General features: G+C 56.3%; 9 protein-coding genes and 7 pseudogenes. 6 read left to right on the top strand and 10 right to left on the bottom strand.

Annotation, left to right across the window (positions count from 1 at the left end):
* On the top strand, positions 1-3,638 hold a 3,638-nt coding region (locus tag HP547_RS07880), incomplete at its 5' end, for a CheR family methyltransferase (RefSeq protein WP_172285965.1).
* A gap of 73 nt (positions 3,639-3,711) precedes the next feature.
* Here the strand turns inward: HP547_RS07880 and HP547_RS07875 are convergent.
* On the bottom strand, positions 3,712-4,104 hold the full coding sequence (locus HP547_RS07875) for a DUF1652 domain-containing protein (RefSeq protein WP_172228027.1): 393 nt from the start codon (positions 4,102-4,104) through the stop codon (positions 3,712-3,714).
* 708 nt (positions 4,105-4,812) lie between these two features.
* On the opposite strand from HP547_RS07875, the pseudogene HP547_RS07870 reads away from it, so the two are divergent.
* Positions 4,813-5,168 (top strand): annotated as a pseudogene (locus HP547_RS07870) (termination factor Rho).
* 42 nt (positions 5,169-5,210) lie between these two features.
* On the opposite strand, the gene HP547_RS07865 reads toward HP547_RS07870, so the two are convergent.
* On the bottom strand, positions 5,211-5,735 hold the full coding sequence (locus tag HP547_RS07865; protein ID WP_172285964.1) for a cupin domain-containing protein: 525 nt from the start codon (positions 5,733-5,735) through the stop codon (positions 5,211-5,213).
* On the opposite strand from HP547_RS07865, the pseudogene HP547_RS29565 reads away from it, so the two are divergent.
* A pseudogene (locus HP547_RS29565) lies at positions 5,725-6,112 on the top strand (thiamine pyrophosphate-binding protein); the annotation flags it as partial. The gene HP547_RS07865 and the pseudogene HP547_RS29565 sit on opposite strands and share 11 nt — an antisense overlap.
* Positions 6,113-6,329: 217 nt before the next feature.
* On the opposite strand, the pseudogene HP547_RS29560 reads toward HP547_RS29565, so the two are convergent.
* Positions 6,330-6,667 (bottom strand): annotated as a pseudogene (locus HP547_RS29560) (hypothetical protein).
* Positions 6,668-6,985: 318 nt separating this feature from the next.
* On the opposite strand from HP547_RS29560, the gene HP547_RS07855 reads away from it, so the two are divergent.
* Positions 6,986-7,204: a general stress protein gene (locus HP547_RS07855; RefSeq protein WP_172228023.1), complete on the top strand. Its 219-nt coding sequence runs from the start codon at positions 6,986-6,988 to the stop codon at positions 7,202-7,204.
* A 60-nt stretch (positions 7,205-7,264) separates the two neighbouring features.
* On the opposite strand, the pseudogene HP547_RS07850 reads toward HP547_RS07855, so the two are convergent.
* A pseudogene (locus HP547_RS07850) lies at positions 7,265-8,591 on the bottom strand (cation:proton antiporter).
* A gap of 169 nt (positions 8,592-8,760) precedes the next feature.
* Here HP547_RS07850 and HP547_RS07845 point away from each other — a divergent pair.
* Positions 8,761-9,177, top strand: coding sequence for a low affinity iron permease family protein (locus HP547_RS07845; protein WP_172285963.1), 417 nt, complete (start codon positions 8,761-8,763; stop codon positions 9,175-9,177).
* Here the strand turns inward: HP547_RS07845 and HP547_RS07840 are convergent.
* From HP547_RS07840 to HP547_RS07815, 6 genes and pseudogenes are all read right to left on the bottom strand, one after another.
* A complete protein-coding gene (locus HP547_RS07840) occupies positions 9,174-9,608 on the bottom strand; it encodes a response regulator (protein WP_172285962.1) in 435 nt (144 codons plus the stop codon). The two genes, HP547_RS07845 and HP547_RS07840, sit on opposite strands and share 4 nt — an antisense overlap.
* Positions 9,609-9,690: 82 nt before the next feature.
* Positions 9,691-10,125, bottom strand: coding sequence for a DNA methylase (locus HP547_RS07835; RefSeq protein WP_172285961.1), 435 nt, complete (start codon positions 10,123-10,125; stop codon positions 9,691-9,693).
* Positions 10,122-10,346, bottom strand: coding sequence for a DUF2188 domain-containing protein (locus tag HP547_RS07830; RefSeq protein WP_172285960.1), 225 nt, complete (start codon positions 10,344-10,346; stop codon positions 10,122-10,124). The genes HP547_RS07835 and HP547_RS07830 overlap by 4 nt, the downstream gene beginning before the upstream one ends.
* A gap of 250 nt (positions 10,347-10,596) precedes the next feature.
* A pseudogene (locus HP547_RS07825) lies at positions 10,597-10,814 on the bottom strand (DUF6555 family protein); the annotation flags it as partial.
* A gap of 131 nt (positions 10,815-10,945) precedes the next feature.
* Positions 10,946-12,058, bottom strand: a pseudogene (locus HP547_RS07820) (M42 family peptidase).
* A gap of 32 nt (positions 12,059-12,090) precedes the next feature.
* A pseudogene (locus tag HP547_RS07815) lies at positions 12,091-12,614 on the bottom strand (hypothetical protein).
* 195 nt (positions 12,615-12,809) lie between these two features.
* Here HP547_RS07815 and HP547_RS07810 point away from each other — a divergent pair.
* Positions 12,810-13,667 carry an SDR family oxidoreductase gene (locus tag HP547_RS07810; RefSeq protein ID WP_172285959.1) on the top strand — a complete coding sequence of 286 codons (858 nt, stop codon included), beginning with the start codon at positions 12,810-12,812 and terminating at the stop codon, positions 13,665-13,667.
* Positions 13,668-13,706 lie beyond the last annotated feature (39 nt).

Below are 13,706 nucleotides of genomic sequence, written 5' to 3'. Positions count from 1 at the left end.
CGCGAATCAAAGAGCAAGGCGGCGTGACGCTTGTGCAGAACCCGGAGGATGCGGAATTTGATGGCATGCCACGGGCTGCAATCGAAACGCAGTTGGTGGATGTCATATTGCCAGTTGCCGAGATGCCGCAAAAACTGCTCGATCTGTGGCGCAACGCTCAAACGATTCGACTCCCCGCCTCCAATGCCTTCCAGCCTTGCGACGCCGTCGCGGTTTCCCCCGAATATGACGATGAACACCTGCTGGGGCAAATACTCGCTGTGCTGCGTAACCGTACCGGGCATGATTTCAAACACTACAAGCGCGCTACAGTGCTGAGGCGACTCGAGCGTCGCCTGCAGGTGACGACGCAAGCTGACCTGGCCGCCTACCTCAACTACATTGAAACCCATGCCGAAGAAGCCAAGGCGCTACTAGGCGACATGTTGATTGGCGTCACCAATTTCTTCCGCGATCGCGAAGCGTTTGAAGCCTTGGAACGAAGCGTTCTCGGTGAAATTTTCGCACGAAAGCCTCAGAACCCTTCCCAGCGAGAAGAGATTCGCATCTGGTCGGCAGGTTGTTCGAGCGGTGAAGAAGCCTATAGCCTCGCGATCTTGGCAATGGAGCATCAGTCGCTGGAAAACAGCGAGCGCAAAATTCAGCTGTTCGCCACCGATGTGGATGAGCGCGCCATTGCCAAAGGCCGCGCCGGGCAGTTCTCCGAAGCCATTTTGACCGACGTCCCACCTACCCGTTTACGCCACTACTTCGTCAAGGAAGGATCGCACTACCGGATCAACAAGGAAGTGCGCGATGTCGTATTGTTTGCCAAGCACAACATCCTAGCGGATCCGCCGTTCTCGCAAATCGACTTGATTGTCTGCCGCAACTTGATGATTTACCTCGACCGCGAAGTTCAACGTGAAATTCTGCAAATGTTCCATTTCGCGCTTCGCACCGGTGGCTACCTGTTTCTGGGCTCATCCGAGTCCGCCGATGTGTGTCCTGAACTGTTTGTCGCCATTGATAAGCGCAATCGTATTTATCGCGCGAAGCTCAGCAGTACGGAACGGCGTTCGCCTACCATTCCACGTGCAGGCTATGTGCGCAGCGGCATCGATGAGTCAGTGCCAGTGGTGCCCAAGCGTGCCGGGAAAATTTCCTTCGCCGATATCCATCGGCGTGCACTGGAAAGCATCCAGCCGCCCAGCCTGGTGGTCGACGGCAATTTGGATATTCTGCACTTGGACAACGGGGTGGGGCGCTTTTTGCGTTATGTCGCCGGTGAAGTTAACCGTAATCTGGTCAATTTGATCGACCCTGCGCTGCGTCTGGAGTTGCGCACAACGCTTTACCAGGCCCAGCAAAGCGGTAAGCGCGTGAGCTCGCGTGTGGCGACACTCGGCGACGAACGTGTACGCGTGCTCATTGAGCCATACCGCGACGAAGCCACCGATCATGACGTGTTCCTGGTCGTCTTTCAGGTTGGCCCCCCGTCTTCGCCTGAGCGGCATGAGACATCGTCGAGCGCGGACGACCCTGCCTTGGCCGTGCTGGAAAAGGAACTGCATCAAACCAAACTTCAGCTTCAGGAGACCATTGAACAGTCGGAAGTCTCGAGTGAGGAGCTCAAAGCCTCGAACGAGGAAGCCCAAGCCATCAACGAAGAGCTGCGCTCAGCCACGGAGGAATTGGAAACCAGCAAGGAAGAGCTGCAGTCGATCAATGAAGAACTCTTGACCGTCAACTACGAGCTGAAGACCAAAGTCGAAGAAACCGACAAAGTCAACGACTACCTTAGCAATTTGATAGCGTCCACCGACATCGCGACCATTTTTGTCGATAAAAGCATGCGCATTCGCTGGTTCACGCCCCGTACCACCGACATTTTCAACATGTTGGCCAGCGACACGGGCCGCTCCTTGCTCGACATTACCCACCGGCTGGATTATCCGCAGCTGACCGACGATGCGGCGGCTGTATTTGAAACGTTGAATATCATCGAACGCGAAGTCCCCAGCAACAACCAGCGCTGGTATATCGCCCGCTTGCTGCCGTACCGGTCAAACGAAAACCTGATCAATGGGACGGTCCTGACGTTCATCGACATTACCAAGCGCCGCGCCGCTGAAGAAAGCCTGCGACTGGGGCAGGAACGCATGCGCTTGGTAGCGGAAAGTACTCACGATTTCGCCATCATTGTCATGGACGAACACGGCATGATCAGCGACTGGAACACGGGCGCAGAGATGACTTTTGGTTATGTCAAAGAGGAAGTTATCGGCAAATACTTCGAGCTGATCTTCTCCGCCGAAGACCGCGCCAGCGGCGTACCGGCAGAGGAGCTGCGCAAGGCCCACCTGGAGGGCCGCTGCTTAGACGAGCGTTGGCATGTGCGTAAAGGGGGGGAACGCTTCTACTGCAGTGGCGAAGTCGCCACTTTGACAAGTGACTCACTCACCGGTTATGTAAAAATCGCCCGCGACCTCACTGGGCACAAGCGCATGCAAGAGCAGCAAAGCCGTATCCTTAAAGAAACCCAGACCAGCAGTCACATGAAAGACGAGTTTTTCGCCGTGATGTCTCATGAGCTGAAGCACCCGTTAAACTTGATACAGCTCAATGCTGAAATCTTGCGACGCGTACCCGCAGTTCGGGCAGCGGAGCGCGCCAGCAAGGCCGTGGATACCATCAGTGATGCGGTTGCCAGCCAAGCGCGAATCATTGACGACTTGCTGGACGTCGCCCGTATTCGCACAGGCAAACTGAAACTCAAAAAGCAGCCGGTTGAAATCACGGCCATCCTGGAAGAAATCTTTGCCGTCGCCTCCAGCGAATGTCCTGAAGGCCACATCACGCTCGAGATCGAGCCTGAGGCCAGGGGTGACTGCTGGGTGAACGGCGATGTCACGCGCCTTGAACAAGTGATCTGGAATTTACTCAACAATGCCCTGAAATTCAGCGCAGCGCATCCCGTCATCCAAATTATTGTCAAGCAAGTGAACGACACGGTGAAACTGCAGTTTGTCGATAACGGGGTCGGGCTGACGAAACAGGATCTGGATCGTGTATTCAACCTGTTCAGTCAAGCCACGCATCAGCATTCCACGCACAAGCGGGAAGGCCTTGGTATTGGCTTGTCTTTGGTTCGTCAGCTGGTTGAAGCCCATGGTGGAAGCGTTGCGGCCTCTTCCGCAGGTATCGGCCTTGGCTGTATCTTCACCGTCACTTTGCCGCTTTGTGCTCAGTCATCGGTCAATGGGCCTTCCCAGGATCCGGTGCAAGCTGCGCGGTTGCATGGCATCAAGATTTTGCTCGTCGACGACTCGACCGAAATATTGGACGTCATGCAACAATTACTTGAAATGGAAGAAGCTGTGGTCACGACATTTCATGATCCCCTGCAGGTAGTCGAGCACGCCAAAGTTACCCACTATGATGTCATTATCTCGGACATTGGCATGCCGGGTATGGATGGACATCAACTGGTTGGTGAACTGCGCAAGATCAACCATTTGCAGAAGACGCCTGCCATCGCTCTTTCGGGCTATGGTGACAAGGTATCCTCTACTCTATCCGGATTTGATCAGCACCTGACCAAGCCTGTGCAGTATGAGGTACTGATAGAAACTATCGAAGGATTACGCATTTCGTAAATTCATATGTTATTCCACTGAGGCTCAGCCGTGAGCACCGGCGAACCGCAACGTACTCTATCGCCAGGGCGGCCTACGGGTCGCGCCGTGGCCCCACTTCTACAGAAACAGCTACGTGCACCACGTCTACTGCCGTCAGTCCTGCGAGTTGAATCCGTGCATCTGCAATCAAACCGGCAATTTCACGGGCGGAATTAAGGACCTGTGAATCAACCGCCTGCAGCACAACACTTTTTTTGGGGTCGCGATAGCTCGTAAGGCTCAAGCTCAGGAGGTCTCCAGCTAACGTGCACCTGCAGACATCTGGTAGAAACGCGCGCTCTATCAGCTGGAGAATTTCTAGATTAGATAGCCCATACAGATCCATGATCATTCCCTCAGGCGTTTTAATTTTGAGGTTGAACTCCCATGCCTGTTCAAAAATTCTGCCCTGCTGCGATACCTTACCGGGGGCGTTTTTCTTCAATGACCATGCCCTTTATCCGTTCGGAGGCAGATGGTATCTGGAGCTCGTCGAAGTCGGGCCTTTTCAGTTGAACGCCTTTCATCAGAATGGGGCGTCTGTTCACCCGCTTCGGGAGGTAAGCGCTCTTGATCCTCCCAATCCGTCGATCGCGATCGGCCTTACCCTGACCCGGCCTTTCTGCATCAGAACGTTCCGTCGCTCTGCGGGCACCCTTCGGTAAACAGCAGGCCGAACACAGGGTGAACGACCAGAGAGTTTCACCATGAAAGCAGAAAAAACGTACGCGTTGCTGCTCGCAATGTGCGTGGGTTGCGCGGCGCCACTTGCCCTGGCCGCCACAGACCTGAACGATCAGCGCGCCCCGGGCACGCAACCGCACAGCAATGGGCACATGAACGGCCAAGGCGGTGCGACAGGCTCAGGAACATTAGCCGTTGGCATGGGCACGGGTAATGGCGGTTCCCATGACAATGGAACGGACAACACGGGAGGTGACGGTACCGATGCTGACTCGGGCTCCGGCGGCAACGGGGGATAGTAGCGGTGCAGATCCGGCGAGTGGCTCAACCGGTAGTGGATCAGGTGCAGGATCGGGCAGCTAGGTGGATGGCCAAATGGCGGTGGATCTCCCGTTCTTGCGTTTCTGCTTGTCCGTATATTTTGTCACCGCGTGGCATGGCATTCACTCCTGAGTGAGTTGCTTGATCAATGGCGAAACTGAAACGCCGGGCCATGCACATCGAGCAATTTTATGAGGACAAGGGCGTGGGCAAGGACGAAGCCGAAGCGCGCGCCTGGGCCACCGTGGACAAACAATTCGGTGGCGGTGAAATGCCTGGAAACTCGGGGAGCAGGATCTCCGTCGCGCGAGAAGAAGACCGCATGCATGGATTCATGCCAAGCGCGCCGCTGAGTCTCGCCAGGGGCATTCACGCACTTCGCGCGCGTCGCTGGCATCGCAAAGCAAGGAAAGCCTTATGAACGAGGCGCGCAGCAAAGACATCAAGGGGCGCTCGAGCATGAGCAAGGCCCAGTTGGTCGAAGTCCTGCGAAAACAGGGGTGATCGGAGAAGGTCGCCGCAGCGTAAGGCTCACTAGCCCCACACTCAACTCCATTGCGTCATCAACATGCCCCGAATACCGCAGACGGGGTCTTGTTCAGGGCATGGCACCTGGGCGATGCGCGCGAGATTGCGCGGGTGTGCTGCTCTGTCGGGCCGCTGAATGTCGTAGTCTTCCTGCCCATGGGGATAGGCGCCGACCACCAGGAAGTTATCGCTGCACTCGATACAGCGATGGCCCGTGCCTGCTGGCAGCACCAGCACATCACCCCGCTCCACGCTCACGCTCTGCCCGTATTCTCCGCCAAGCGTCAATCGGCCCCGCCCATAGGCAATCCCGAGTGCTTCATGAGCGTTCGGGTGAAAGTGGTGATAATCGAAAATCCCGAAGCGCCAGAGCGGGGTCCATTGATGAGCGGCAAACATCGCTTCGAATTCGCTGGCAGTGTCCCCCATCGGATCGAGCTTCAACCGGTAGAACAGCACGGGAAAACGGCTGTTTGGCGTCGCGCCGTCGTCTTCGAAATACAAGGCCTGCACGCTTGCATCTTCCGTATTCATGAGCGTCATGATGCATATCCTGATGGGGTTATCGGTACACCTTCGAACCCGTCGGCTGTTGCCAGGTTCCAGCCGGCAGACGGGTGCACGTACCGTTGAAACTTTCCCGCCACGTGCCAAGTCCAGACACCCATCGATAACAGAACGGGAGCAGGCAATGACCGGCACGGTAGGCGACTTTCTGGTGGGACCGTTGTAATCAATGGGGCGTACGGCGCATCTTCGGTTACCCCGGCGACGGCATCAATGGCGTGTTCGGCGCGCTGAGCCGGGCCAACGGCAAGATCGAATTCATCCAGGCCCGCCATGAGGAAATGGCCGCCTTCATGGCCAGCGCCCATGCCAAGTTCACCGGCGAGCTACGTGTTTGCATGGCTACATCCGGCCGCTTGATACCGCGTGGGCCAGCAACGCCCCAGACACCCAGGCCAACCAGCGGCAGCGCGACGATCAGCTGGGCCCAGGCCGCTTTGCCTCCAAGTGGCAGGAGGGGTATCGACGGAGGTTGGAGAAAGCCGAAAGACAATACGCCGCTGCTGATCGGCGCAGCGGCGCTGGGAATCCTTGTGGGTTTTTCAATCACGCATTCACGACGCAGGGATATTAGAGACGGTCTGCGTACCGAGAAATGAGCGTGGTCTCATGCGAGAGCACGTTCGATCCCAACCCTGCTGTCGAATTCGTGGGATTTACCGGACGATAATCCTCCCATGCTACCGCTCTCAGGTAAGCAGCGTCGGCCTCCAGACGAAGATCGCGCCATTCCTGCCAGGAGATAATCCCCCGACGATCCATCTCATCGCCTGGCGAAGCAATTCGTCGTGATAGTCGTCCGGCGAGTCCATTCGTAAAGCCCTACCCTCCAGCACGCGGTACCACGCTGCCAAACAGTTGAGCTTCAGCAATTGGGTAGCACAAAGGTTTTTCTCGAACGTTCGCATCAGAAAGCCTCACACGCTGATGAAAGGTTGAGTCACGAACATTCACGAGGTTCAGTAGAGCGGTGTCAGCGGCGTAGAAGCGTCCAGAGGGTCGCTTGACCACGCCGGCGTGGCTGAAGGTTCGGCGTCTGCAGACTGGATGCAAGCTTGATCCTTCCCAAACGTTCGCGAACAAAGCTTAAGGACGCCACACACGCCTGCACCGGTTCTTTCGCGCAACCCGTCGGCCTTGGCCAAAACCCAAGGAGCAAACACCCCGCGCCGCGACGTCCGAGTTGAACACAGACTTACTTGTATGACGACATGAGGTGAAAGATCATGGCTAACAACCCAACCAATCGTGGCCATCAAGGTGGTACTGCTCAGACCAATCCTGGCAATTTTGCCAATGATCGCGAGAAAGCGTCGGAGGCAGGTCACAAAGGCGGGCAGAGCTCAGGAGGCAATTTTGCCAACGACCGTGAGCGTGCCTCCGAGGCAGGCCGTAAAGGCGGGCAAAACAGCCACGGCGGCGGTGGCGGTAGAGAGAACCGCTAACTGGCGGTGATTCAGTGCCATGGCAATTGCTGCCCTCGCACTTTTTCTGTTGAATAGCCATCAGGAGACCCTCTCCTTCCACGCTTCGTATCTGGCAAGGAGCGGCTGGACACTCAACCCATGCAGCAGAATGCTCAACGCCACCATCGAAAGCACCAGGTTGATGCTCTGTTCGGCCAAGGTGGGAGGGCATAGAACAGGTACTAGAAGCACCCGATACCTCGGATGCCAAACCACCCTAAAAGCCCGCGCTGGCGGATATCTAGCATTCCTCGAGCCGGGAACAGCAAGATGCTGATGGGGCGAATGACAAAAAACAAAGCACCGGCAACCAGCACTGCCCGCCAGTCCCAATGCTCAATGAGCACTACCACGAGCATGGTCACCAGAAATACTTCCATTGCCCGCTCGATCAGGCTACCGAAAGCCAGCATGTCACCCAACATGATCCACGCTGCCACCTGCGAGTCGTCGAGCCCTTTCACATCGCCTTAACTGCTAGCTCCGGCGCCACGTGCTGGTGACCTACCACAGGCTATACCAGATGTTCAGCAGCCGGCTCTTCGGGGCTATTGGCGGTCTGAACCTCTGCCTGCCGTAAACCGAGGCCCGCAGCGAATACCGCGAGGAACCCATAGGCCTGTATCGACTCGGCGCTCACGTATGCCAACGCAATCAGGGCAAGGGCCAGATAGTCATTGGGCGAGACGGTGCTGTCGTGGCTGCGCAGACGCAAGAATAGCGTGAGCTTGCCCAGGCCGCGCCCCATCCAGTAGCCAAGCAACAGGCCTGCGGTTACTGCCCAGAGCATGTCCTTGAGCAACCAGTCACTGAACCAGGCCTGGCCATTGTCCTGTTGCAGGAACAGTCCAAGTATGACGAAGGGAAACGCCACGCCGTCGTTGAGCCCTGCCTCACCTGACAAGCTGAAACGGACAAGATCATCGTCTTGGGCATCAACCACCTGCACCAGGGTTGCGAGAACTGGGTCAGTGGGTGCGAGGATCGCTCCGATCAGTAGCGAGACTCCCCACCCCAAGCTCAGGCCGTAATGCAGCACCAGCGTTACCCCACCGATGCAGATCAACATCACCGGTCCCGCTAGAAAAAAGGCGCTGCACCATCGGAGATTGTGCAAAGGCAGGCGCAATTTCACACCACTGAAGAACAGTGAAAACAACACAGCGACCTCTGTGAGGGGCTCCATCCACCCGCTCGACTTGCTCAAATCCAGCTGAAGAAAACCCAGCCCCGATGTACCCAGACCGATACCCAGGGCAAGGCACATTACAGACGAGGTCACAGGGATCCAGCGCAGGTAGGAGGATGAGAGCGCGAGCAGCAGCAAGACTGCGCCCAGCATGGCGAACCAGACGATGAAGGTCATCTGCGCAGAAGCCTTGGGAAAGTTTACGAGTATTTTTTTGACTCTCCGGCACGCCACCTCGTTCCGCTGCGCTTAGTAGGTTTACCCAACACCTCGGAGAAATGTAAAAGAAAATTTCAGCGCTCCACTGCGGTCAAACCCTATAGATCGTCGCAGTGGAGATTACTTCATGAAATTTGCCCAGTTTTGCCAATGGCTCGCCAACCACGCCGGTAAACCGAGCACCTTTTTGATCGCCGTGGTGTTGATTGCCATGTGGGCTGCGTCAGGGCCTTGGTTTCACTACAACGATACCTGGCAACTCATCATCAACACGTCGACGACCATCATTACCTTCCTGATGGTTTTCCTGATTCAGAACACCCAGAACCGGGACAACGACATCATCCACGTCAAGCTTGACGAACTGATCCGCGCTACGAAATCTGCGGAGCAGTCGGTATTGGATCTCGAAGCCCTCGATAACCGGCAAATCCATAAGCTTCGCAAGGAATACCAGGCGATGGGCAGCGAATGTGATCCCCACCATCAGGCCCCTGCTGAGCATCAAACGGACGATGTTGCTCGGGATAACCTGCAGCGCTAGAGACCTTTTTGCTCGAACGGGAGGAAAGGTGAAGGTACTTTTGCAGGATGAAGCGCTTGGCCAATAGCTTGAGCGAGCTCGTCTATCGACCACGGTTTGAAGAGGTAGGTAACGGGTGGTGTCACCTGAGAAGCATCAAGCTGGTGGCCGGAGGTCAGAATGGCGGGAAGTCCAGGCCACCTTTCGTGCGCCATGGAGATGAACTCCATACCTTTGATGCTTCCAGGAACACCGTGGTCGACAACGATCAAAGAGCAGTCGCTCTTGAGTCCCATCAAGTGAATCAAGGCATCTTCTGAGTTATCGAACGCATCGCAGGTGGCGCCCAATTCGATCAGAATTTCCACCAGAAGGGCTTGTAGCGTTGGATCATCCTCTACGACAACTACTGTCTTCCCTGACAGCGACAACCCCTCAATGTCGAGCTTCATCACCCTCTCCAGTCCATAGTTGAATGAACGAGTGTTTCACTCATCTGTGCACGCGTCGATGGGGGCTAAAGGCCACCCATGCTCAATGGCCTTCCGACATCGTCAAATGGCCCAAGCCTTCACGCATGAAAATCTCCACGGTCTTTGGGCCTACACCCTCGAAGCTCAGTAGCCAGCGCTTAAATCCCTCAGCATTTGATGCATCCCGCAATGCATTTAGTTGGGCATCCAGTTCCGCCTCTACCTTCTTGCTCAGGGCCAACAATCGTTTAGCGGTAGACTCATCGTATCGTGCGTATCCGGCCTGGCCGAGGACTCTGACCAGTGCCGAATGAGAACTCTGAGCTAGCTTAAGCGGCGTATCCAGACCCTGCTGAGCGACAAGAATCCGGTACGCCTCCACTGCTACGGTGGAGCGGATGCGCTTTCCCATGAGAAAACTGGCCAGCAACCATCTGAACACGCCAAGGGCATCCGTGACCTCAATGCCGAGGTCACAGGCAGTTATAGTCTTCAACCTTTACTACGGCGCGGATCAGCAGATCGTGGGTAAGTGCGTTCCTCTTCGATAGTGCCATCCGCTTTGTGGATCTTCACCGACGCTGTCTTGTCATCAAAGAAATCCGCAAGGGCGTTGACCAGCTCATGCTTCGTCGCCGCTCGTTTGGAAGCGCGTTCAGCACCGGCTTTCTTCAATTCCCATCCTTCTGATGTCGGGCTGAGGTGGTAGTTGTCCATCGTGTGTTCCTCTTGGCTAACTGGATTCGCCGTCATCCTGAATGTCTTCCTCTGCCTCGGCTGCCTCCGTGGCATCAGCGTCATTCAAAGGTGGCGACGTAGGCTTTTCCGGATCGTTGATGAAAGGCACGTTACTAGGCCCCTTTACTTCGGAGCCTTCAGTTTTCGGCTGCATAGCCACACCTCCAGGCAAGTGGAACGAATAGGGGCTCGCGAACTTCCCAGCATCGAAAGCTTGCGGAACGAACTCGGGGCCATCGCCAGCGAGACGCCACTTCACCATAGCGATGCCGTAGCGTTCGGCCATCGGTCGACTGACCAGCTTGATTTTCTGCTGACTAAATCTTGGAATGATGCCAACGCCCGCATCGCAACTGGCCCAGGGCCAAGCCCAGCGCTGTCCAATTTTTCCAAGCGGATGATGAACGCTCGATGGTTGCCGTGTAGCTCATATTCGATTACATACAGTTAAGGTGCTGGCATCAGACTTCCTCCCCAGTACATGCGCTGTTGATACGTCGTAGGGCAAGAAAATTCAGTTCGAAAGCCAAACTGTAACCCGTTGGGCAAACTTTCAGCGTGAGACGACTCAATGCAGCTCATGATGCGTGCAATGATTGGGTGTTGCATCTCGCCGTGCAGCTAATCGGCGCAGCTCTCGGGCTGAAAAGCCAGCAGGTATTCGGCCAGAGTGAGAGAGCACAGGCGGAAATGCCTTCCAAAAGCACCATCTCGAAGCCATGGATATTCTCGGTGGGTATCGCAATGCAACCGGCTCGGGCATCGGTCCCGGCACTCAATACCGCACTCGCATTCGACGCAATATCGACGAGCAATGCCGCCTGGGACTCATAACCGGCCTTTCGGCCAGCGGCGATTAGCCCCTGCACCACGGTGCGGCTGTAGTATCCCTTCTGGTCACCGGTATTGATGATCGGGTTGGCCGAAAGCTCCGTGCCATACTCCGCAAGTACAGGGCCGACCTCGACGGCGATTGTGGTATCGCCAGGCAGCCGGAAAGCTGCATACATGGCGCCGGCATTCGACTCTTCCTCCAGCGTCGTAAGCACGAACCAGACGTCCTGCTTCAGTTTTTCTCGCCGTTCGCTCAGCAGCTTCGCGCAGAGAATGACAGCGCTCAGCGGAGCTCGGTCGTCGAAAAAGTGAGCCGCGATACAGTCGTGTACCTTGAAGGGCTTACGTCAGTGCTGACTGAGCACGACTCGAGTACCAGGCCGAACGCCAAGCTCCTGGAGTTCTGACTTGGGCTTGCGCGTGACGATGTAGACATCTTTCCACTGATCATTACCTGCCAGCACGTCTCTTCCATTCAAAGGCCAACCGCTGTTGTGCATTGAACCGTAGGACAAACACCCGGCAGGATGTGTTCATCGCCCAGGATATAGACAGGGCAGACGCCGAAGCTTATCGGTTGCGAACCACCTATGGCGAGCACCTCCATGGTGCCGTTCTCCAGCACATTTTTGACGATCATCGCGATTCTCATCGAGGTGGGCCATAACGCGTATGGCTGCCTCGGGGCTACAAGCGCGGCCCGCACGAATCACCCCCACCACATTGCCAGCAAGGTCTATATGGGCCTTCTCACAGAAACAGCTGAGCTCCCGCAGGCAAATGTCTCGCACCTCATCTTCTTGTCCGCCCGGCCCTCGGGCGTTGAGGAGCTCGGTCAGCAATGCCTCAGGCTTCAAAACGTTACCTCCAAGTGTGTACGCAAACGTGTTCAGGCCAGTTGGATGTACACCGAGTAGCTACCCAATAGCACCCACCACGCCAGAAAAACCACGGCGTCCGTAGCGAGAACAGCAATGACTTTCGATGCCCTGCACGCGAGGTTTCCGCCTCAAAGTACAGCGGCGATTCGTCGTAAGCCAACCCCATCAACGGCTCGCTGCGCAGCAGGTGACTCTGCTTGAGCTGCCAGTGATCGATGATGTTGTAGGCTGCCCGGATGCCAGGCCAGGCGTTGAGCGAGCTCAATACCCCGAGCAAGGCGAGGAACGCGGGTACGATCAGGGTGAACATCTCGCCCCATCCTTAATTGAGGTTGCCCATGGAGGAGACGAAGGCGATGACCAGAAATGACTGCGCCGCCAGGTAGGCGTCCGTGCGGTTGGCCAGGATGCTGGTTTCGTACTGGATCTCGCGAAGGTAAAAGTCCAGACGTTCCTTTGGAGAGCCAAACATCCGGGCATTGCGCTCGCTGATCTCGTTCTCAGGGGTCGCTGGGGTAATGATTCGAGGCACTCACTGCTCCGGCAATTGGGCTCCGAGCTATAAGATGAGCCTGGAGCTGAGTTCGGTAGAACAGGCGATGGGGCATGGAATTCAATTGGATTGATATCCCGCACCAATCGTCGCACCAACCGCAAATTGAAACCAGACACCTGGGGCAGGGCTTTCGAACCGGTATGAGAGTTCTCAACTGCAGGAGCTACCACCATGCGTGACTTTCCTACTCCGCCCTTCCCTTCACAGCCTCAAAATGTCCCTGGCTCACAGCGCAAGATGGATCCCGACCCGGATTGTGGTGAGCAGTCGTATACCGGCCACAACCGACTCGAAGGCAAGATTGCACTCATCACCGGAGCAGACAGCGGCATCGGGCGGGCGGTAGCGATTGCCTATGCCCGTGAAGGTGCCGACGTCGCCGTCGCTTATCTGGATGAGCACGAAGACGCGCAAGAAACCGCGCGCTGGGTCGAGGCCGCGGGCCGTCAATGCCTGCTGTTGCCCGGAGACCTGGCGCAGAAACAGCACTGCTACGAAATCGTCGAAAAGACAGTCAGCCAGTTCGGGCGTATCGACATCCTGGTCAACAACGCGGCCTTCCAAATGTCGCACGAGACCCTGGAGGAAATCGACGATGACGAATGGCTGAAGACCTTCGATACCAACATCACCGCGATCTTCAGGATTTGCGAGGCGGCACTGCCCTCCATGCCCAAGGGAAGCTCGATCATAAACACAAGCTCGGTCAATTCCGACGATCCATCCGCCAGCCTGTTGGCCTACGCCACGACCAAAGGGGCCATTGCCAACTTCACTGCGGGCCTGGCTCAGCTGCTAGGCGAGAAAGGTATTCGGGTCAACAGCGTTGCACCAGGGCATATCTGGACGCCTTTGATTCCGGCAACCATGCCGGACGAGGCCGTCAAGAACTTTGGTTCCAATTACCCGATAGGGCGTCCGGGGCAACCGGTGGAGGTCGCGCCAATCTACGTGCTGCTGGGCTCCGACGAGGCCAGTTATATCAGTGGCTCACGTTACGCAGTGACTGGCGGTAAACCGATCCTCTAGCGAAAAGAGGCTCGCCGAGTTGGCGAGCCTCAAAGGCTT

Source organism: Pseudomonas sp. CM27 (assembly GCF_013179515.1).
In the GTDB taxonomy this organism is placed as follows: Bacteria; Pseudomonadota; Gammaproteobacteria; order Pseudomonadales; family Pseudomonadaceae; genus Aquipseudomonas.
Note: the sequence above shows the minus strand (reverse complement) of the source record. Positions and strands in the feature narration are given on the sequence as shown.

Excerpts from the sequence above, each read along its gene's own strand:
- HP547_RS07865 (WP_172285964.1), bottom strand. The coding sequence starts at position 5,735 with ATGACGCTCATGAATACGGAAGATGCAAGCGTGCAGGCCTTGTATTTC.
- HP547_RS07855 (WP_172228023.1), top strand. The coding sequence starts at position 6,986 with ATGGCTAACAACCCAACCAATCGTGGCCATCAAGGTGGTACTGCTCAG.
- HP547_RS07845 (WP_172285963.1), top strand. The coding sequence starts at position 8,761 with ATGAAATTTGCCCAGTTTTGCCAATGGCTCGCCAACCACGCCGGTAAA.
- HP547_RS07840 (WP_172285962.1), bottom strand. The coding sequence starts at position 9,608 with ATGAAGCTCGACATTGAGGGGTTGTCGCTGTCAGGGAAGACAGTAGTT.
- HP547_RS07830 (WP_172285960.1), bottom strand. The coding sequence starts at position 10,346 with ATGGACAACTACCACCTCAGCCCGACATCAGAAGGATGGGAATTGAAG.
- HP547_RS07810 (WP_172285959.1), top strand. The coding sequence starts at position 12,810 with ATGCGTGACTTTCCTACTCCGCCCTTCCCTTCACAGCCTCAAAATGTC.